At 71.3% G+C, this 18,308-nt stretch carries 17 protein-coding genes; 5 read left to right on the top strand and 12 right to left on the bottom strand.

Annotated features, from left to right (window positions below):
- Positions 1–3: 3 nt before the first annotated feature.
- Together dnaG and ACFWYW_RS10815 are read right to left on the bottom strand one after the other, a co-directional pair.
- Complete coding sequence (gene dnaG / locus ACFWYW_RS10810) at positions 4–1,845, bottom strand: DNA primase (protein ID WP_379622112.1); 1,842 nt, start codon at positions 1,843–1,845, stop codon at positions 4–6.
- A 10-nt stretch (positions 1,846–1,855) separates the two neighbouring features.
- A complete protein-coding gene (locus ACFWYW_RS10815; protein WP_379622110.1) occupies positions 1,856–2,473 on the bottom strand; it encodes a GNAT family N-acetyltransferase in 618 nt (205 codons plus the stop codon).
- A gap of 217 nt (positions 2,474–2,690) precedes the next feature.
- Between ACFWYW_RS10815 and ACFWYW_RS10820 the strand changes: the two genes are divergently transcribed.
- Positions 2,691–3,548, top strand: a complete 858-nt coding sequence (locus ACFWYW_RS10820; protein ID WP_379622122.1) for a M23 family metallopeptidase — start codon at positions 2,691–2,693, stop codon at positions 3,546–3,548.
- Here the strand turns inward: ACFWYW_RS10820 and ACFWYW_RS10825 are convergent.
- The 3 genes from ACFWYW_RS10825 to ppdK form a co-directional block, all read right to left on the bottom strand.
- On the bottom strand, positions 3,508–4,671 hold the full coding sequence (locus ACFWYW_RS10825) for an NAD(P)/FAD-dependent oxidoreductase (protein ID WP_379622108.1): 1,164 nt from the start codon (positions 4,669–4,671) through the stop codon (positions 3,508–3,510). The genes ACFWYW_RS10820 and ACFWYW_RS10825 overlap by 41 nt on opposite strands.
- A 27-nt stretch (positions 4,672–4,698) precedes the next feature.
- Entirely contained in the window at positions 4,699–5,916 is a 1,218-nt protein-coding gene (locus ACFWYW_RS10830; RefSeq protein WP_379622106.1) for a deoxyguanosinetriphosphate triphosphohydrolase, read from the bottom strand.
- A 118-nt stretch (positions 5,917–6,034) separates the two neighbouring features.
- A complete protein-coding gene (ppdK, locus tag ACFWYW_RS10835; RefSeq protein ID WP_379622104.1) occupies positions 6,035–8,668 on the bottom strand; it encodes a pyruvate, phosphate dikinase in 2,634 nt (877 codons plus the stop codon).
- Positions 8,669–8,898: 230 nt separating this feature from the next.
- On the opposite strand from ppdK, the gene ACFWYW_RS10840 reads away from it, so the two are divergent.
- Together ACFWYW_RS10840 and ACFWYW_RS10845 are read left to right on the top strand one after the other, a co-directional pair.
- A complete protein-coding gene (locus ACFWYW_RS10840; RefSeq protein ID WP_379622102.1) occupies positions 8,899–10,224 on the top strand; it encodes a cytochrome bc complex cytochrome b subunit in 1,326 nt (441 codons plus the stop codon).
- Between the two features lie 13 nt (positions 10,225–10,237).
- The gene (locus ACFWYW_RS10845) at positions 10,238–10,675 is read left to right on the top strand and encodes a hypothetical protein (RefSeq protein WP_379622100.1); all 438 of its coding nucleotides are present in this window, start codon (positions 10,238–10,240) and stop codon (positions 10,673–10,675) included.
- Here the strand turns inward: ACFWYW_RS10845 and ACFWYW_RS10850 are convergent.
- The 7 genes from ACFWYW_RS10850 to ACFWYW_RS10880 form a co-directional block, all read right to left on the bottom strand.
- Positions 10,672–11,841: a sensor histidine kinase gene (locus ACFWYW_RS10850; RefSeq protein ID WP_379622098.1), complete on the bottom strand. Its 1,170-nt coding sequence runs from the start codon at positions 11,839–11,841 to the stop codon at positions 10,672–10,674. The two genes, ACFWYW_RS10845 and ACFWYW_RS10850, sit on opposite strands and share 4 nt — an antisense overlap.
- The gene (locus tag ACFWYW_RS10855) at positions 11,838–12,500 is read right to left on the bottom strand and encodes a response regulator transcription factor (RefSeq protein ID WP_379622096.1); all 663 of its coding nucleotides are present in this window, start codon (positions 12,498–12,500) and stop codon (positions 11,838–11,840) included. Before ACFWYW_RS10855 ends, ACFWYW_RS10850 begins: the two co-directional genes overlap by 4 nt.
- A 5-nt stretch (positions 12,501–12,505) precedes the next feature.
- Positions 12,506–13,210: a S1C family serine protease gene (locus ACFWYW_RS10860; protein WP_379622094.1), complete on the bottom strand. Its 705-nt coding sequence runs from the start codon at positions 13,208–13,210 to the stop codon at positions 12,506–12,508.
- A gap of 128 nt (positions 13,211–13,338) precedes the next feature.
- Entirely contained in the window at positions 13,339–14,280 is a 942-nt protein-coding gene (locus ACFWYW_RS10865) for a VWA domain-containing protein (RefSeq protein ID WP_379622092.1), read from the bottom strand.
- Positions 14,277–15,221 (bottom strand): DUF58 domain-containing protein, encoded by a 945-nt coding sequence (locus tag ACFWYW_RS10870; protein ID WP_379622090.1) that lies wholly within the window; start codon positions 15,219–15,221, stop codon positions 14,277–14,279. The genes ACFWYW_RS10865 and ACFWYW_RS10870 overlap by 4 nt, the downstream gene beginning before the upstream one ends.
- Positions 15,218–16,294, bottom strand: coding sequence for an AAA family ATPase (locus tag ACFWYW_RS10875; RefSeq protein WP_379622088.1), 1,077 nt, complete (start codon positions 16,292–16,294; stop codon positions 15,218–15,220). The genes ACFWYW_RS10870 and ACFWYW_RS10875 overlap by 4 nt, the downstream gene beginning before the upstream one ends.
- Positions 16,291–16,479: a hypothetical protein gene (locus ACFWYW_RS10880; protein ID WP_379622086.1), complete on the bottom strand. Its 189-nt coding sequence runs from the start codon at positions 16,477–16,479 to the stop codon at positions 16,291–16,293. The genes ACFWYW_RS10875 and ACFWYW_RS10880 overlap by 4 nt, the downstream gene beginning before the upstream one ends.
- Before the next feature lie 307 nt (positions 16,480–16,786).
- On the opposite strand from ACFWYW_RS10880, the gene ACFWYW_RS10885 reads away from it, so the two are divergent.
- Both ACFWYW_RS10885 and ACFWYW_RS10890 read left to right on the top strand, forming a co-directional pair.
- The gene (locus ACFWYW_RS10885) at positions 16,787–17,719 is read left to right on the top strand and encodes a dienelactone hydrolase family protein (RefSeq protein WP_379622084.1); all 933 of its coding nucleotides are present in this window, start codon (positions 16,787–16,789) and stop codon (positions 17,717–17,719) included.
- A gap of 110 nt (positions 17,720–17,829) precedes the next feature.
- Complete coding sequence (locus tag ACFWYW_RS10890; RefSeq protein ID WP_379622082.1) at positions 17,830–18,306, top strand: methylated-DNA--[protein]-cysteine S-methyltransferase; 477 nt, start codon at positions 17,830–17,832, stop codon at positions 18,304–18,306.
- Positions 18,307–18,308: the final 2 nt, after the last annotated feature.

Raw genomic sequence — 18,308 nt, forward strand, 5'->3', positions numbered from 1 at the left:
GGGTCAGCTGCCGGCGGCGCGGTCGCGCAGGACGCGGCGTTGTTGTTCGAGGGCGACCAGTTCGCCGAACATCCGGTTGTACTCCTGCTGCTCCTCCACCGGGTTGAGCCGCTGGATCCTCGCCTTGACCTGGGCGATGGCCCGGTCGACCGCGACCGCTTCGATGGCGGCCAGCATCGCCGCGCCGTACCTCTCCTCGACGTGTGCCTCGGCCCGGATGACCTCGACGGCGAAGCGCGTCACCAGCCCGCGCGCGGCCTCGTCGGGCGCGTGCTCCAGCAGGCGGTCGACCCACTCGCGCCCGCCGAACCCGGCCGCCGCCACGCCGCCCGCCGCGACGATCACGCCGTGGAGCAGCACGTGGTCGGCCCCGGTGAACGCCGCCGGGTCGAGCGCGTCGAAGCGCGGCCCGAGCAGCGCGGGACGCTGGATGGCCAGCTTGAGCAGCTCACCCTCGACCCGCACGTTGGGGTCGATCGGCGCCTCCCGCCGCGCCCGCTGCGGACGCCCCTGCTGCGCGCCGCCGACCTCGGCGATGCGCTGCATGACGAAGCGCTCGTCCATGAACCCGAGCCACCGGTCGAGGTCGATCGCGTAGCGCTTGCGCAGGCCGACGTCCTTGATCCCGGCCACGATCGGCGCCGCCGCGTCCAGCGCCGCGATCTTGCCCTCGTTGCTGCGCAGGTCGTAGCGGGCGATGGTGGAGCGGATCGCGAACTGGAAGAGCGGTTCGCGGCTGGCGATCAGATCGCGAACCGCCGCGTCGCCCTGCTTGATCCGCAGATCGCAGGGGTCGAGCCCGTCGGGCTGGATGGCCACGTAGGTCTGGGTCACGAACTTCTGCTCGTCGGCGAACGCCCGCAGCGCCGCCTTCTGGCCCGCCGCGTCACCGTCGAAGGTGAAGATCACCTCACCGGTGGCGGCCGACTGGTCGAGCAGGAAGCGCCGCAGGACCTTGATGTGCTCCTCGCCGAACGCGGTCCCGCAGGTGGCCACGGCCGTGGGCACGCCGGCGAGGTGGCAGGCCATCACGTCGGTGTAGCCCTCGACGATGACGGCCTGCGAGCGCTTGGAGATCTCCTTCTTGGACAGGTCGATGCCGTAGAGCACCTGGGACTTCTTGTAGAGCGGGGAATCAGGGGTGTTGAGGTACTTGGGGCCGTCGTCGGCCTCGATCAGCTTGCGTGCCCCGAACCCGATGACATCGCCCGTGGCATCGCGAATGGGCCAGATCAACCGGCCGCGGAACCGGTCGATGGGCCCCCGCCGCCCCTCCTTGGCCAGCCCGCCCTTGACGATCTCCTCCGCCGTGAAGCCCCGCCCCAACAGGTGGCGGGTCAGCGCCTCCCATTCGTTGGGCGCGTACCCCACGCCGAAGAGCTCGGCGTCGGCCCGCTCGAACCCCCGCTCCGACAGGAACTTCCGGCCCGGAGCCGCGTCCGGCGACAGCAGCCGGTCGCGGTAGAACTCCGCCGCCGCCTTGTGCGCCTCGATCAGCCGGGCCCGCTCCCCGTGATCGCGCTTGGGCACATAGCCGCCCTGCTCGTACTGGAGCGTGATGCCCGCCCGCGCGGCCAGCCGCTCCACCGCCTCGCTGAACGGCAGGTGCTCGGTCTTCTCCACGAAGGTGATGACATCGCCACCTTCGGAGCAGCCGAAGCAGTAATACATGCCGCGCTCGGGGGTGACGTTGAAGGACGGGCTCTTCTCGTCATGGAAGGGGCACAGGCCTTTGAGGTTGCCTCCGCCGGCGTTGCGCAACTGGATGTGCTCGCCGATCACCTCGGCGATGGGGGAACGCTCACGAACGAGTGCGATGTCGACATCACGGATCCGGCCAGCCACGCGGCTGAGTCTATTGCGACCCACCGACACAATCGCCGCCGCATGCGCGACGGGCTTCATTGATCAGGGCATGGAGGTGCACGTCGTGCCAGCCGTCGGCGTACAGGTGCGCGCTCCTTTTGACGCCTTCCAGGAGGAATCCGGCCTTTTCCGCCACCCGGCACGACGCTTCGTTGCCGGTCGAGTGCTCGATGACCAGCCGGTGCAGCCCCGCCCCGAACGCCCATCCGCCGACCGCCCGCACGCCCGCCGTCGCGACGCCCCTCCCCCGCGCCGCGGCCCGCATCCAGTACGCCACCTCCGCTTCGCCACCGGCCAGGTCGATGCCCCGGAGCGCCACCCGGCCCAGAACCTCCCCGGCCTCGCTCACCGCCGCCCACGTCGCGCTCGCCTCCTGCCGCCAGCCGTCCGCGTACCCCTCGATGAGCCGCTCGGCCTCGGCGACCGACTCGACGGTACGCGCGTGCCAGTGGCGGGTCGCCGGATCCCTGAAGGCATCGACGATCATCGGGGCGTCGGCCGGTTCCCAGGGGCGCAGCAGGATTCCGCCGGCCGCGGCCAGGACGGGCTGAGGGGCGTGGGCGGTCAGCTCACCGGGCGAGATCACCGGACTTACCTTCGGGGGCACCTGGCCATCATCCAACCGGGGGTGAGCGGAGCGGGCGGCTCGCCCGTATGGTGGGGGTCCGGGTGCATCCTGGGAGACACAGTCCGGATCCGCGCGAAGCGTGGCCCCAGCGATAGGCGCAGCCCCAAGCCCTTTCGGGCAAACAGGTGATGCGGGAGCTCCCGGTCGGCTACAAAGGGAACGGTTGTCGTTGGATACGGTGACACGGGTGGAGATCATGCGATCGGGGCTTTTGGGGCGTTGTGCCGCCGCTGCGGGGGCATTGCTGGTCAGCGCGGGTTGTGCGCAGGGTGCCGGTGTCGCCGGGGTCAGCGCCAGCGCGCCCACCACCGTCGCCCCTTCCGCCACCCCACAGGTCACCGGCACCATCCCGCCCAAGGAGCCGCAGGCACGGCCCCAGGGCGATGACCCCGTCAAGGTGCCGCCGCCGAAGATGTCCAAGTACGAGTACGTCTTCCCCGTGAAGGGCTGCCGGACCACGTACCAGCGGCAACTCCTCGTCCTTCCCAAGACCACGATCTGGGCCGCACAGGGGTGCTCGTTCGTCGCCCCCATCGGCGGGACGATCGACGAGGTCAACACCAAGAACCGCTGGCGCCCCTCCACCGACAAGGGCGCCGACCGCGAGGGCAGGTTCGTCACGCTCATCGGCGACGACGGCGTCCGCTACCTGGGCGGCCATCTCGACAGCGTCACCGAGGGCCTCGCCCCGGGCACCAAGGTCAAGGCGGGCCAGGTCCTCGGCCAGGTCGGCAAGTCGGGCAACGCCCGCGACACCGGCGCGAACCTGTACTTCGCCATCTCCTGGAAGACCGGCCCCGCCTACTGGTGGGTACGCCGCGGCATGGTCGAACCCTGGACGTACCTGGACGCCTGGGCCGAGGGCAACAAGACCTACTCCCCCCGCGACGCCGCCTTCGACCTGCGCAAGAAGCTGGGCGAGACGCCGCCCTGCCAGGTGCAGTGCAAGTCGAAGAAGGCGCCGCAGTCGACCACCGACACGAAGAAGCCGAAGGACGAGGAGCCGCCGGTCGTCATCGGTGACCCGACGACAACTCCTGCGAGTCGACCTTGACCCCCGACCTGATGAGGTCCTGGATGTCGCCGACGACGTCCCACACGTTGACGTTCATCCCGGCGACGACCCGGCCGTCGCGCAGCCAGTAGGCGATGAACTCCAGTTCGCCGACGTCGCCGCGGAAGACGACCTCGTCGTAGCCCTGGATGTCGCCGGAGAACTCCATCCCGATCTCGAACTGGTCGCTGAAGAAGTACGGCACGCGGTCGTACACCACGTCCTGCCCGAGCATGGAGCGCGCCGCGGCCGGGCCGCCGTTCAGGGCGTTGGCCCAGTGTTCGACGCGCAGCCTGCGGCCGTACAGCGGGTTGAAGGACTCCGCCACGTCGCCGGCGGCGTACACGTCGGGGTCGGAGGTGCGCAGCGCGGCGTCGGTCAGGATGCCGTCGGCGACGTCGAGCCCGGCGTCCACGGCCAGGCCGGTGTCGGGCGTGGCTCCGATGCCGACGAGGACGAGGTCGGCTTCGAGCCGTTCGCCGCTGCTGAGCCGTACCCCCGTCTGCGTGATCTCCGCGACGGGCGTGCCGAGGCGCAGGTCGACGCCGTTGCGGCGGTGCACGTCCGCGAAGACCTCGCCGAGTTCCGGCCCGAGCACGCGGTGCAGCGGCGTGGGCTCGGGCTCGACGATCGTCACCTGGCAGCCGGCCGCGCGGGCCGCGGCCGTGGTCTCCAGGCCGATCCAGCCGGCGCCGACGACGAGCACCCGTCCGCCGCGGGCGAAGCGCTCCTTGAGCGCCTCGCTGTCCTGCACGGTGCGCAGGTAGCGTGCGGGTCCCGGCAGCCGCCGCGGGCTGGATCCGGTCGCGATGAGCAGCTTCTGGTACGGCTGCCGCGACCCGTCCGACAGCCTGACGGTGCGGCTGCCGAGGTCCAGCCGGGTCGCCCGGAGGCCGAGGCGCAGGTCGATATCGTGCTCCGCGTACCAGCCGGTGGCATGGACGAAGATCTTTTCTCTCTCGCTCTTGCCCTGCAGATAGCCCTTGGACAGGGGCGGGCGCTCGTAGGGCCGTTCCGTTTCCGCGCCGATGAGGACGATCTCGCCGTCGAAGCCCTCTTCGCGCAGCGTCTGCGCCGCCTTGGCCCCAGCAAGCCCGGCACCGACGATCACAAATGTGGCCATGGGGGCAGTATCCGCCCCCGCAGGTCGTCAGGAAAGTCGCCGGTGCCAGGCGACGGCTGAAGTGTCGGTGAGAGAGGCGATCTGGTCGATGACGACACGAACGCGCCCGGCGTCGTCCTCGGCCTTGAGGTAGTCGGGGCGGAAGGCGGGTTCGAGCGTGCGGGGCGCGCCGAGCGTGATGAGGGAGGCCAGTTCGGTGATGAGCTCGCGCTGTCTGGCCTGGTTGGCGTGGTGGTCGTCGCGGGTCATCACGTAGTGGGCGGTGACGCCTTTGAGCAGCGCGCATTCGAGCCGGGTGTCGTCGGGCACGACGAGGTCGGCGCGGTGGCGCGGGCCGTACGCGCCGATGGTGGCGCTCTGCGCGGAGCGGCAGAAGCGTCCGATGAGGCCGCTGGTGAGGGCTTTGAGGCCGGCCAGGTCGGCCAGGGTGGCGGCGAACGTGCGGGGCCAGAGCGGGTCGGCGATGAGCTTGGCGAAGACCTCTTCGAGCCGGCCGGGGTCGGCGTCGCGGGCGTACCAGAGGCGGGTGACCTCGCAGACCTGACGGCGCTCCTCCGCCGACTGGAGGGCCTCCGGGGTGACGTACCCGGCGTGCAGCGCGTCTTCGAGGTCGTGGACGGAGTACGCGACGTCGTCGGCCCAGTCCATGATCTGCGCCTCGAAGCTGACCCGGCCTTCCGGGGCGCCGTCGCGGATCCACGCGAAGACCGGCAGGTCGTCCTGGTAGACGCCGAACTTGGGGGACTTGTCGCAGGTCCAGGGGTACTTGATGGAGGCGTCGAGCGCGGCCCTGGTCAGGTTGAGCCCGGCGCTCTCGCCCGTCTCCGTGAGGACCTTGGCCTCCAGGCGGGTGAGCAGGCGCAGGCTCTGGGCGTTGCCCTCGAAGCCGCCGCACGAGGGGGCGAGCGCGTTGAGCGCGACCTCGCCGTTGTGCCCGAACGGCGGATGCCCGAGGTCGTGCGCGAGGCAGGCGGTCTCCACGAGGTCGGGGTCGACGCCCAGGGTGGCGCCCATCTCCCTGCCGACCTGGGCGCACTCCAGCGAATGCGTCAGCCGGGTACGCGGGATGTGCTGGCCGACGCCCAGGGTCTCACCGGGCCCGACGACCTGGGTCTTGGCGGCGAGGCGGCGGAGGGCGGCGCTGTGGAGCACGCGGGCCCGGTCCCGCCCGAACGGGCTGCGCTCGGGGTTGCCGGGTGGTTCCGGCACCCAGCGTTCCTGATCATGCTGGTCATAGCGGGACATAAGAACGGTGAGTCTACTCCTGTCCACCCAACCCCTCCTGTGCTGGGAGTACTGCCCCGGTTACCACCTCCCTACGCGTGGATGAAGCGCCAGGCCGCCCGGCCTGGCGCCGTTGCCGTCAGCGGGTGTCGGAGTCGTTCCGCGTCAGTACGGCCCGGCCGGCTTCCAGGCGGGCGACCGGGATGCGGAAGGGCGAGCAGGAGACGTAGTCGAGCCCGGCCTCGTGGCAGAAGTGGACCGACTCGGGGTCGCCGCCGTGTTCGCCGCAGATGCCGAGCTTGAGGTCGGGCCGGGTGGCCCTGCCCTCCTCGACGGCGATGCGGACCAGGCGGCCGACGCCGTCGCGGTCGAGGGTCTCGAACGGGGAGACGCCGAAGATGCCGAGCTCCAGGTAGCGGGAGAAGAAGGCGGCTTCGACGTCGTCGCGGGAGAAGCCCCAGGTCATCTGGGTGAGGTCGTTGGTTCCGAAGGAGAAGAACTCGGCGGCCTCGGCGACCTGCCCGGCGGTGAGCGCGGCGCGCGGGGTCTCGATCATGGTGCCGACGAGGGCGTCCACGCCGGTCGCCTGGAGGATCTTGACGGCTTCCTCGCGGACCGCCTCCAGTTCCTGGACGGCGGCCACGAGCGGGATCATGATCTCCGGGCGGGCGCCCGGCACCTCGCGGGCGGCTTCGGCGATGGCCCGGACCTGCATGGCGAACAGGCCGGGGATGACCAGGCCGAGCCGTACCCCTCGCAGGCCCAGCATGGGGTTCTGCTCATGCAGTCTCTTGACGGCGGCCAGCAGCGCGCGGTCCTTGTCCGTGGCCTCGCCCGTGGCGGCCTTGACCGAGAGGGCGACGAGGTCGGGCAGGAACTCGTGCAAGGGCGGGTCGATGAGGCGAATGGTGACAGGAAGACCCTCCATAGCCCGAAAAATGCCGATGAAGTCGGATTTCTGGTGTGGCTCCAGCGCGTCCAGCGCCGCCTGCCGTTCCTGCTTGGAGGTGGCCAGGACGAGGTCCTCGACGAGCTGGCGGCGCTCGCCCAGAAACATGTGCTCGGTACGGCACAGCCCGATCCCCTGGGCCCCGAAGCGCCGCGCCCTGGCCGAGTCCTCGGGGTTGTCGGCGTTGGCCCGCACCCCGAGCCGGCGTACCGAGTCGGCGTGCGCCATGATCCGGTCCACCGCCTTCACCAGTTCGTCGTCGGGTTGTGCGCCCTCGAAGTACTCCACGACCACCGAGTCCACGACCGGCACCTCGCCGAGGAACACCTCCCCGGTGCTGCCGTCGATCGAGATGACGTCACCCTCGCGCACCTCGATGCCCCCCGGGGCGGTGAAGCGCTTCTGCGAGGCCGAGACCTCCAGCTCCTCCGCGCCGCAGACGCAGGTCTTGCCCATGCCACGGGCGACCACGGCGGCGTGGGAGGTCTTGCCGCCGCGCGAGGTGAGCACGCCGCGGGCGGCGATCATCCCGGACAGGTCGTCGGGGTTGGTCTCGCGGCGGACGAGGATCACGTCCTCGCCCTGGCCGGCCAGCTCGACCGCGCGCTCGGAGGTGAAGACGACCTTGCCGACGGCGGCGCCGGGCGAGGCGTTCATGCCCTTGGTGATCTTCTTGCGGTCGCCCTCCTTGGAGAAGCGGGGGAACATCAGCTGCGCGAGCTGGTCGCCGCTCACCCGGGTGACGGCCTCGTCGAGCGTGATGAGGCCCTGGTCGACGAGCTGGACGGCGATGCGGAAGGCGGCGGCCGCCGTACGCTTGCCGACCCGGGTCTGCAGCATCCACAGCTTGCCGCGCTCGATCGTGAACTCGATGTCGCACAGGTCGCGGTAGTGGGTCTCCAGCGTCTCCATGATCGACAGGAGCTCGTCGTAGGAGCGCTTGTCGATGCGCTCCAGATCTTGCAGGGGGACGGTGTTGCGGATGCCGGCGACGACGTCCTCGCCCTGGGCGTTCTGGAGGTAGTCGCCGTAGATGCCCTGGCGGCCGGAGCCGGGGTCGCGGGTGAAGGCGACGCCGGTGCCGGAGTCGTCGCCGAGGTTGCCGAAGACCATGGCGACGATGTTCACCGCGGTGCCGAGGTCGGCGGGGATACGTTCCTGGCGGCGGTAGAGGATGGCGCGGGGCGCGTTCCACGAGTCGAAGACGGCCATGACGGCCAGGCGCATCTGCTCGCGGGGGTCGGCGGGGAAGTCCTTGCCGGTCTGCTCGCGCACGACGCCCTTGTAGGTCTCGACGAGCCCCTGGAGCTCCTGCGCGGTGAGGTCGGTGTCCTGGCGTCCGTTCTTGAGCTCCTCCAGCGCGTGCTCGAACAGCTCGCCGTCGATGCCCTGGACGGTCTTGCCGAACATCTGGATGAGCCTGCGGTAGGAGTCCCAGGCGAAGCGGTCGTTGCCGCCCGCCTGCTTGGCCAGGCCGTGGACGGATTCGTCGTTGAGCCCGATGTTGAGGACGGTCTCCATCATGCCGGGCATGGAGAACTTGGCGCCCGAGCGCACGCTGACGAGCAGCGGGTCGTCGGCCTGGCCGAGCTTCTTGCCCATGGCGCTCTCGAGCGCGCTCAGGTGGTCGGCGATCTCCCGCTCCAGTCCCTCGGGGACGGAGCCTTCCGCCAGGTAGTGGCGGCACGCCTCGCTGGTGATCGTGAACCCGGGGGGAACCGGCAGCCCGAGGTTGGTCATCTCGGCGAGGTTGGCTCCCTTGCCGCCGAGCAGGTCCTTGAGATCCCTGTTGCCCTCGGTGAAATCGTAAACGAACTTGGCCACCACAGCTCCAATCAACGCCTCTGCCCTGGACTGTACCGGCGAAAAAGATGATGAAACTGCACACGTCGGTTAAGTCACTGTTTCCCCAGGTCAATGGCCTTCATGAGGTCTAATCCAATTAAAACTCTAGTCTCCCGGAAATTGGTTTATACCAATTGGTTTAAACCAATTCTTGAGAAAGATGTGGGGCAGGAGGAGAATGAGGGACACCCCCTGACCGGGAGGCGCCGATGGCCACCCCCACCACCAAGCCGACACGCCGCGCGCGCCTGACCGCCGGATCGGCGCGGGCCGCGGCCGGCAGCGCCCGCTACCTCGACGACCGGCTCGGCACCGGCCGCTGGCTGGCACCCAACCTGCGCAAACTCTTCCCCACCCATTGGTCGTTCCTGCTGGGCGAGTTCGCGCTCTACTCCTTCGTCCTGCTCGTGCTGACCGGCACGTTCCTCACGTTCTTCTACAAGCCGGAGGCGGGCGCGGCGTTCGAGTCGGTGCGCGAGCTCACCGTGGACGTGCGCGGTGGGCTGCTCATCCGCCAGATGCACCACTGGTCGGCGACGATCTTCGTGCTGGCGATCGTGGCCCACATGTTCCGCGTCTTCTTCACCGGGGCGTTCAGGAAGCCGCGTGAGCTGACGTGGGTGCTGGGGGCGCTGCTGTTCGGGCTGGCGCTGTTCGAGGCGTTCCTCGGGGTGACGCTGCCGGCCAACCAGCTCGGGATGTCCGGGCTGCGCGAGACCCAGGGCCTGCTGCTGTCGATCCCGCTGGTCGGCACGTACTTGTCGTCCTTCGTCTTCGACGGCCCCTTCCCCGGTCAGGTGATCCCGCGCGCGTTCGTCGCCCACGTCCTGCTGGTGCCCGGCCTCCTGCTGGCGCTGGTGCCGCTGCACGCGCTGGTGCTGACCTGGCGGCAGAAGCACACCGAGCACCACGGCGAGGGCCGCAAGGTCACCGGGGTGCCGTTCTTCCCCGCCTTCTCCCTCAAGCAGGGCATCACCTCGCTGGGCACGTTCACGGTCATCACCGCGCTGGCCACGTTCGTCATCGTCAACCCCGTCTGGACCGCCGCGCAGGCCTATCGGGCCGGCGCCGCGCCGCCGTCGGCGCAGCCGTTCTGGTACTACGGCGTGCTGGAAGGCATGCTGCGCCTGCTGCCGCCGTGGGAGTTCACGATCGCGGGCTTCACCTTCGCCGCCGGGCTCTGGATCCCCATGCTCGTCCTCGGCGGCTTCTTCACGGCCCTGCTGTTCTGGCCGTTCATCGAGCGCCGCTTCACCGGCGACCGCGCCTACCACCAGGTCGTGCAACGTCCCGCCGCCGCGCCCGTACGGACCGCGCTGGGTGTCGCGGTCGTCGTCTTCTTCACCGTCATCTGGTCGGCGACCTGGTTCACCACCGACCTCACCGCCGGCCTGCCCCTGCTCGCCGTCCCCGCCGAGGTCTATCCGGCCATCCTGAACGGCTTGCGCGCCGCCCTCATCGTCCTGCCCGGAGTGGCGTACGCGCTCACGTTGTGGCTGTGCAAGAGGCGATATCGCGATGTGATCTCCGAATGACACGCTGCCCTGCGTGCGATCCCTGTTAGCCGCCGCGGCGCTGCTGGCGGCCACCTCCTGCTCCGCCTCCTCCGGCGCGGCCGCACCCTCGGCGGCGCCGTCGGCCACCCCGGAGACCTACCACGCCACCGATCTGCGCCCCGGTGACTGCTTCGACGACATCTCCCCCGACGGCTTCGCGACGCTGGTGGGTTGCGAGAAGGCGCACGTCTACGAGTTCGCCGGGATCTGGGTCCTGCCCGATGAGCCGTGGCCGGGCGACGACAAGGTGATCGAACGCTCCACGAAGGGCTGCGAGGAGAAGGTCAGGATCAAGAAGGCGCTCCGTGACACGGTGACCTGGACCGCCTTCGCCCCGGTGCAGGCGACCTGGCCGAAGCACCGGACCGCCTACTGCGTCGCCCTGTCGGTCGAGGAGGGCGTCAAGCTCACCGGCCACGTGCTCGGCTAGGGGAACGGGTTCCCGGCGGGGACCGCGGTGCCCGCGCCGCCCAGCGGCGGCAACCACAGCACGAACGTCGCCCCGGCGCCGAGCCGGGAGAAGACCGCGACCCTGCCCCCGTGCGACTCCACGATCTGCCGGACGATGGCCAGGCCCAGGCCCGTGTGCCGGTCGCGGCGGCTGCTCTCGCCCCGCCAGAACCGGTCGAAGACCCTCGGCTGGTCCTCCTCCGCCAGGCCGGGGCCGTCGTCGGCGACCGCGGTCCAGAGCCAGCCGTCCTCCCGGCCCGCCGCCACCCGGACGCGGCCGTCGGGGGGCGAGAGCCGTACCGCGTTGGACAGGAGGTTGGCCACGGCGCGGCGCAGCGCGTCGTGGTCGCCGCTCATCGCGAGGTCCTGTTCCAGCCGCCGGGTCAGCGTGAGGCCGCGGGCGGCGGCCAGCGCGGCGTACTCCTCGCTGGCCTCCTGCACGACGCGGCCCAGGTCGAGGTCGGCGTCGGCGAAGGCGGCGCCCTGGCGTCTGGCGCTGGCCAGCAGGTCCTCGACCAGGCGGGTCATGCGGGTCGTGGCGCGGTCGACGACGGCGACCGCGCGGGTGCGCTCCTCGTCGCTGGCGTCGGGGGTGGCGAGGACGGCGTCCACGTTGGCCCGGATGATCGTGAGCGGGCTGCGCAGCTCGTGCGAGGCGTCGTCGATGAGCCTGCGCTGGGCGCTGAAGGCGGACTCCAGCCGGTCCAGCATGGTGTCGACGGTGTCGGCCAGGTCGCGCAGCTCGTCGCGCGGGCCGTTCAGCCGGATGCGCCGGGTCAGGTCGGTGGCCTGGATCTCCTCGGTCGTGCGCGTGATGGCCCGCACCGGGCGCAGCACGCGGCCGGACAGCACCCAGCCGATGCCGAGGCTGGCCAGGAACAACGCGCCCAGCGTCACCAGCGAGTAGTCGCGCAGCGTGGCCATGGTCCTGACGTTGATCGCGTTCTCGACCTCCTCCACGAACACGACCTCCTCCTTGCCCACGTACTCGCCGCCCCGGTAGGCCTTGGCGTACTCGGTGGTGTAGGGGCGCTGGTCGGTGGTCTTGGAGAGGCCCCAGTAGATGCCGCCAAGCACCAGCGCGGCCAGCACGAACAGCAGCCCCGAGTACAGCACCGTCAGCCGGAACCGGATCGTGTGGATCATGCCGGCTCCTTCAGCCGGTAGCCCCTGCTGATGACGGTCTCGATGAGGCCGTCCTCCTGGAGCTTGCGCCGCAGGTTGCCGACCGTCACCCGGACGGTGTTGGTGAACGGGTCGGCGTGCTCGTCCCAGACGTGCTCCAGCAGTTCCTCCGAGGACACGACGTGCCCCGGCCGGGTCATGAGGTAGTGGAGCACGCCGTACTCCTTGGGGGTGAGCGCGAGCGCGCGGCCGCCCAGCGACACCTCCATCCTGGCTGTGTCGATCCGCAGCTGTCCGACTTCCAGGACGGAGGTGCCGCCGGTGTCTCTGCGCAGGAGCGCGCGCACCCTGGCCAGCAGTTCGGGGAAGGCGAAGGGTTTGACGAGGTAGTCGTCGGCGCCTTCGTCGAGCCCGCGGACCCGGTCGTCGAGCCGGTCGCGGGCGGTCACCATGATGACGCGCACGCCCTTGCCCGCCGCCCGGATCTCCCTGCAGACCTGGAAGCCGTCGCCGCCGGGCAGGTTCAGGTCGAGCAGCACCAGGTCGTACGTGTTCACCTGGAGTTTCTCATGGGCGACTGGCGCGTCCAGAGCCACGTCCACGGCATATCCGGCGCGGGCCAGGCCGACGCGCAGCGCGTCGACCAGGTCCTCTTCGTCTTCGACGACCAACAGGCGCATATTTCCTAGTCTCTGATGATTTGTTCGGCTATGGGAGCTGCGCGATCGATCGGGATCGCGAAGCCTATGCCGATGTTGCCGCCGCCCCGGCCCGACGCGATCGCCGTGTTCACCCCGACGACCTCGCCGCGGGCGTTGACCAGCGGGCCGCCGGAGTTGCCGGGATTGATCGAGGCGTCGGTCTGCACCGCGCTGCGGGAGGTGCCGCCCAGCCGTACCGGACGGTCGAGGGCGCTGACGATGCCCGACGTCACCGTGCCCGACAGGCCCAGCGGCGAACCGATCGCCAGCACCTGGTCACCGACCGCCAGGTCGGCCGAACGGCCCAAGGTGGCGGGCGCGAGCCCAGTAACGCCCGCCACCTCCAGCACCGCCAGATCCTCATCCTGATCAGCACCCAGGACTCTGGCGGAGAACCTGCGACCGTCGTTCAGCACCACGCTCACCGTGCTCGCCTCGCCGACGACGTGCGCGTTGGTGATGATGTGGCCGGCCCCGTCCACGATGAAGCCGGAACCGCCGCCCCGGCCCACGTCGATCGAGACCACGCTCGGCAGCAGCCGCGCCGCCGTACCGGACAGTCCCGTCGTGTTGGGCGCGGCGGGGGCCGCGCGGGGCAGCGTCACCGGCGCCGGACCCGTCGCCAGCCCCGCGCCCGCGAACCCGGCCACCGCCCCGGTCAGCCCGGCGACGAGCACCGCGCTGAGCAACAGCACTCCTCTGCGAGGAGCCCGCCCAGCCGGTACGGCTCCCGCCCCCTCCCGGGGTGGCGTGTGATCCAGCAGCGGCGAGACGAAGTCGGGCCCACGCGGCGTCCCCAGCCCCCTGTGCGCCCCGGTCATGGCAGCCTCGAGAACCAGATCATGGACCCGACAGCCGCGAGCAGCGCCGCCACCAGGCCCGCCGCGACGAACCACATCCAGATCTCCTGCCGTTCGGTCCGGTAGCCGACCGAGGTGCCGATGTCCTCGTACACGGCCTGCAGTTCGTCGCCGCTGGCCGCCTCGTAGAAGCCGCCGCCCGCGGCTCCCGCCAGCTCGCGCAGCGCCGGGCCGTCCACGGGCACCGGCACCCGGTTGCCCTGCAGCTCGACGGTGCCGCCAGGCGTGCCGTACGCGATGGTCGTGACCGGGACGCCGCGCGCGGCGGCCTGCTCGGCGGCCTCGCGGATCCCGCGGCCGGTGGTGTTGGAGCCGTCCGACAGCAGGACGATGTGCGCGGGCGGCGGCTCCGCCTCGCCGTCCACGCCGGCGATGGCCTCCAGCGAGGAGTAGACGGCATCGCCGATCGCGGTGCCGGAGGAGGTGGTCAGGCGGTCCAGCGCGCCGAAGACGGCCTGCCGATCCGTGGTCGGCGGCACCGCCACCGACGCCTCCGACGAGAACGTCACCAGCCCGAGGTTGAAGCGCTCCGGCAGCCCGCGCACGAACTGCGTCGCCGCCGCCCGCGCCGCCGTGAACCGGTCCGGGGCGACGTCCGTGGCGCCCATCGAGGCCGACACGTCGAACGCCACCATGATCGTGGCCCGCTCCCTGGGCACCTGCACCTCCGCCGTTGGCCGGGCGAAACCGACCACGAGCAGCGCGAACATCCCCAGCAGCGCGCCAGCCGGAACGTGCCGCCGCCAGCGCGGGCGCTTCGGGGCCACCTTGTCCAGCAGGTCGAGGTTGGTGAAGCGGACCGCGTAGGCGCTGCGCCGTACCGACATCAGGACGTAGGCGAGCGCGAGCAGCGCGACCGGCACAAGCAGCCACAGCCAGACCGGAGAGATCAGCGTCATGCGGCGCCGCCCCCTCCCTGCCACGATCCGCGCGCGCCCAGCCGGGCCAGCCGGCGCTGGCGCAGCACGTGCTCCACCAGGTCGCGCACCCAGCCGCCGTCGGTGCGCAGCCGCAGGTGCGCGGCGCGGGCCCGGCGCAGCGCCGTCTCGATCCCGGCCCGCTGCCCGGCGGCGGCCTCGGCGTAGCGGCGGCGCAGCCGGGCGCTGGCCGTCGCGTACTCGCGCCGCCGGCCCGTCTCCGGGTCCATCAGCGTGAGCAGCCCCACGTCGGGCAGCGCGAGCTCGCGCGGGTCCAGCACCTCGACCGCGAGCACCTGATGGCGTACGGCCAGCCGCCGCAGCTCCGGCTCCCACGTCTCCGGCGGGTCCAGGAAGTCGGAGACCACCACGACCAGCCCGCGGCGCACCACGGTCCGGCCCAGCCGATGCGCCGCCGCGCCCAGGACGGCGGCCTTCGTCCCCGGCCTGGCCCGCGGCATCGTGAAGATCTCCTGCAGCAGCGCCATCAGGTGCGGCCGGCCGGTCCTGGCCGGCAACGCCCTGAGGCCGGAGCCGTGCAGGAGGTGGGCGCCGATCCGGTTGCCGGTCCGCTGGGTCAGGAACCCGATCGCGGCCGTCGCGGCCAGGGCCAGGTCCCGCTTCTCCATGGCGGCGGTGCCGAAGTCCATGCTGGCGCTGGCGTCCAGCAGCACCCACAGCTCCAGCTCGCGGTCGGCGACCACGTCGCGCACGTGGGGCTCGGCGGTGCGCGCGGTGACGTTCCAGTCGATCCGCCGCACGTCGTCACCCGCCTGGTACGGCCGCGCCTCGGCGAGCTCACTTCCCGGACCGGGCAGCAGGCCGAGATGGTCGCCCTGCAGCAGGCCGTCGAGCCGCCGGGTGATCGTCAGCTCCAGGCGGCGCAGCGCGGGCTCGGCCCGCTCGTACCCGTGAAGGTTCATGCCGCCGACTCCCCCCGCCGGGCCTGGGCCAGGTTCTGGGCGGTTTCCAGGTTCTGGGCGGTTCCCAGGTGCGGCGCGCCGCCCGTCTGAGGGGCGATCACCGGCGTCGGGACGGCGCCCAGAACGCGGTCCACCAGCTGACGCGGCGTGACCCCCTCCGCCAGCGCGTCGAACGACAGCACCAGCCGGTGCGCCATCACGTCGTGCGCCACGTCCCCGACGTCCTCCGGCAGGACGTACTCCCTGCCGCGCAGCAGGGCCAGCGCGCGACCGGCCGCCAGCAGGCCCAGCGTGGCGCGCGGGCTGGCGCCGAAGGCCAGCATCCGCTCCACGTCGGGTACGGCGTAGCGGGCCGGGGCCCGGGTGGCGTAGACGAGGCGGACCGCGTACTCGGCGACCGCGTGGTGCACGAACACCCGGTCGGCGCGCCGCTGCAGCGCGATCACCCGGGCCGGGTCCAGGATCGCCCGTGCCCGCGGCGGGTCCACGCTCATGCGGTAGACGATCGCCAACTCCTCCGATTCGCTGGGATAGCCCACGTCGATCTTCATGAGGAACCGGTCCCGCTGCGCCTCGGGCAGGTGGTAGACGCCTTCCGACTCGATGGGGTTCTGGGTGGCCAGCACCAGGAACGGCGCGGGCACCGGGTGCGTGACGCCGCCGATGCTCACCTGCCGCTCGGCCATGATCTCCAGCAGGGCCGACTGCACCTTGGCCGGGGCGCGGTTGATCTCGTCGGCCAGCAGCAGGTTGGCCATGACCGGGCCGAGTTCGACGTCGAAGCTCTCGGTGGAGGGGCGGTAGATCCGGGTGCCGACGATGTCCGACGGGACCAGGTCGGGCGTGAACTGGATCCTGGCGAACGTACCGCCCACCACCTTGGCCATCGTCTCGGCGGCGAGCGTCTTGGCGATGCCGGGGACGCCTTCGAGCAGGCAGTGGCCGCGCGCCAGCACCGCCACGAGCAGGCGCTCGACCATGTGGTCCTGGCCGACGATCACCCGCTTGACGGCGAAGAGCGCGCTCTCCAGCAGGGCGGTGTCCTCCCGGGCATCGTCCGGCCCCTGGGTCACGGCTGGACCTTGTCGTCGGGGCAGTCGTTCAGCACGAGCCTGAGCTCGATCGGCTCGGGTGCGGGGGCGGCGTGGGCGGCGCCGGTGGTGGCCAGGACCGCCCCACCGGCCAGCGCCAGCGCCGCCAGGCGTGGCAGGCGTGTCCGCCGGTGCCCGGAAGCATTACGCGATATGCGAAGCAACATGCTGTTCCTTTCGCGGGATGAGCATCAGGACGACTCCCGATGTCATCGCCCATGTCACCAACAACCTGCGAAAGCTGCCGTAACGCACGCCTTTATACGATTTTTCGCCCGACAGGCCCTACGGGGGCTATATCCCGCGCCGTCCTCAACCCGCTCCATACTCGGAGAAGACAGGATCCATCGCCGGCACAGCGGCCTTGCCCGACCTCCGAGGCTTGCCCGGAGCTTCGCGGCTTGTCGCGAGCTTTGAGGATTGCCCGGCGTGGCCTTTATCTGAGCTTTCGGTGGCCCGACGTACGGTCCGGACATGATGTCACCCTTCAAGCGGTATCTCGCGGAAGAGGTGGCCCTCGACCACGCCGAGGGACTCATCCCGCGCCGCGAGGCCCTGAGGCGGCTGGGCCTGCTCGGGCTCACCCTGCCCGCCGCCGGCGCGCTGCTGGCCGCCTGCGGCGCCGACCCGCCCACCGCCACGCCGGGCACACCGGCCACCGGCATGACCCCGGCCCCGACGAGCGCGCAGCCGAGCCCCTCGGGGACACCGGTCGGCCCCTCTCCCCTGCCGACCGAGGCCATCACGTTCCCCGGCCCGCAGGGCGCGGCGCTCCAGGGCGCCTGGGCAGCCGCCGCGAGCCCCAAGGGCGCGGTCCTGGTCATCCACGAGAACCGCGGCCTCAACGACCACACCCGATCCGTCGCCGGGCGCCTGGCCGCGAGCGGCTACTCTGCGCTCGCCCTCGACCTGCTCTCCCGCGACGGCGGCACCGCCGCCTTCACCGACACCGCGCAGGCCACCGCCAAACTGGGCGAGATCACGCCGGAGCAGTTCGTCGCCGACATGAAGGCCGCGCTGGGCGAGCTCCAGAACCGGGCGGAGGGCGCCAAGCTGGGCATGGTCGGCTTCTGCTTCGGCGGCGGCATGACCTGGCTGCTGCTGTCGTCGAACGAGCCGCGCCTGGCCGCCGCGGTCCCGTTCTACGGCCCCCTGCCCGCGGGCGCCGACATGACCGGCACGAAGGCCGCCGTCCTCGGCGTCTACGCCGAGCAGGACGACCGGGTCAACGCCACCCGCGACGCCGCGCGGGCTGCCCTGGAGAAGGCCGGTCTCACGCACGAGATCGCCACGTTCAAGAGCGCCGGGCACGCGTTCTTCAACGACACCGGCCAGCGCTTCAACCCGGCGGCCGCGGCGCAGGCGTGGGATCGGCTGCTCGGCTGGTTCGGCAGCCACCTCGGCTGAGGGGACGTCACCCGGCCCGGTCGAGTAGCCGCCGCCTCCCGCGGCCGGGTGACCAGCACGAAGTCCGAAAACCGCGCCTCATTTCCGCCCTCGCCGGTGTTCTACTCAACATGAGCATCTACACCACCATCGACAGCCCGATCGGCGAGATCGTCCTCACCGGCAGCGGCGGGGCGCTGACCTCCGTCAAGGTGGGCACGTCCGCGCCGAACGGGGCCACCAGGGACGACGCGCCCTTCGCCGAGGCGGTGCGGCAGTTCGCCGAGTACTTCGCCGGGGACCGCACCGCCTTCGACCTCGACCTGCGGCCGTCCGGGACCGCGTTCCAGCACCGCGTCTGGGCCGAGGTCGCGGCCGTGCCGTACGGGAAGACGACCACTTACGGCGAGATCGCCGCGCGCATCGGCGCGCCGCGCGACCGCATCCGCGCGGTCGGCGCGGCGGTGGGGGCCAACCCCCTGCTGATCGTACGGCCGTGCCACCGCGTCATCGGCGCGGGCGGCGCGCTGACCGGCTACGCGGCCGGGATCGAGCGCAAGCGGTTCCTGCTCACCCACGAGGGCGCCCTCCAGCCGGCGCTCATCTGAAG

This window comes from Nonomuraea sp. NPDC059023, from assembly GCF_042740095.1.
Lineage (GTDB): Bacteria > Actinomycetota > Actinomycetes > Streptosporangiales > Streptosporangiaceae > Nonomuraea.

What these genes read in the sequence shown, in the direction of transcription:
- ACFWYW_RS10820 (WP_379622122.1), top strand. Translation starts at nt 2,691, where the DNA reads ATGCGATCGGGGCTTTTGGGGCGTTGTGCCGCCGCTGCGGGGGCATTG.
- ACFWYW_RS10825 (WP_379622108.1), bottom strand. Translation starts at nt 4,671, where the DNA reads ATGGCCACATTTGTGATCGTCGGTGCCGGGCTTGCTGGGGCCAAGGCG.
- ACFWYW_RS10830 (WP_379622106.1), bottom strand. Translation starts at nt 5,916, where the DNA reads ATGTCCCGCTATGACCAGCATGATCAGGAACGCTGGGTGCCGGAACCA.
- ACFWYW_RS10840 (WP_379622102.1), top strand. Translation starts at nt 8,899, where the DNA reads ATGGCCACCCCCACCACCAAGCCGACACGCCGCGCGCGCCTGACCGCC.
- ACFWYW_RS10850 (WP_379622098.1), bottom strand. Translation starts at nt 11,841, where the DNA reads ATGATCCACACGATCCGGTTCCGGCTGACGGTGCTGTACTCGGGGCTG.
- ACFWYW_RS10855 (WP_379622096.1), bottom strand. Translation starts at nt 12,500, where the DNA reads ATGCGCCTGTTGGTCGTCGAAGACGAAGAGGACCTGGTCGACGCGCTG.
- ACFWYW_RS10865 (WP_379622092.1), bottom strand. Translation starts at nt 14,280, where the DNA reads ATGACGCTGATCTCTCCGGTCTGGCTGTGGCTGCTTGTGCCGGTCGCG.
- ACFWYW_RS10870 (WP_379622090.1), bottom strand. Translation starts at nt 15,221, where the DNA reads ATGAACCTTCACGGGTACGAGCGGGCCGAGCCCGCGCTGCGCCGCCTG.
- ACFWYW_RS10880 (WP_379622086.1), bottom strand. Translation starts at nt 16,479, where the DNA reads ATGTTGCTTCGCATATCGCGTAATGCTTCCGGGCACCGGCGGACACGC.
- ACFWYW_RS10885 (WP_379622084.1), top strand. Translation starts at nt 16,787, where the DNA reads ATGATGTCACCCTTCAAGCGGTATCTCGCGGAAGAGGTGGCCCTCGAC.
- ACFWYW_RS10890 (WP_379622082.1), top strand. Translation starts at nt 17,830, where the DNA reads ATGAGCATCTACACCACCATCGACAGCCCGATCGGCGAGATCGTCCTC.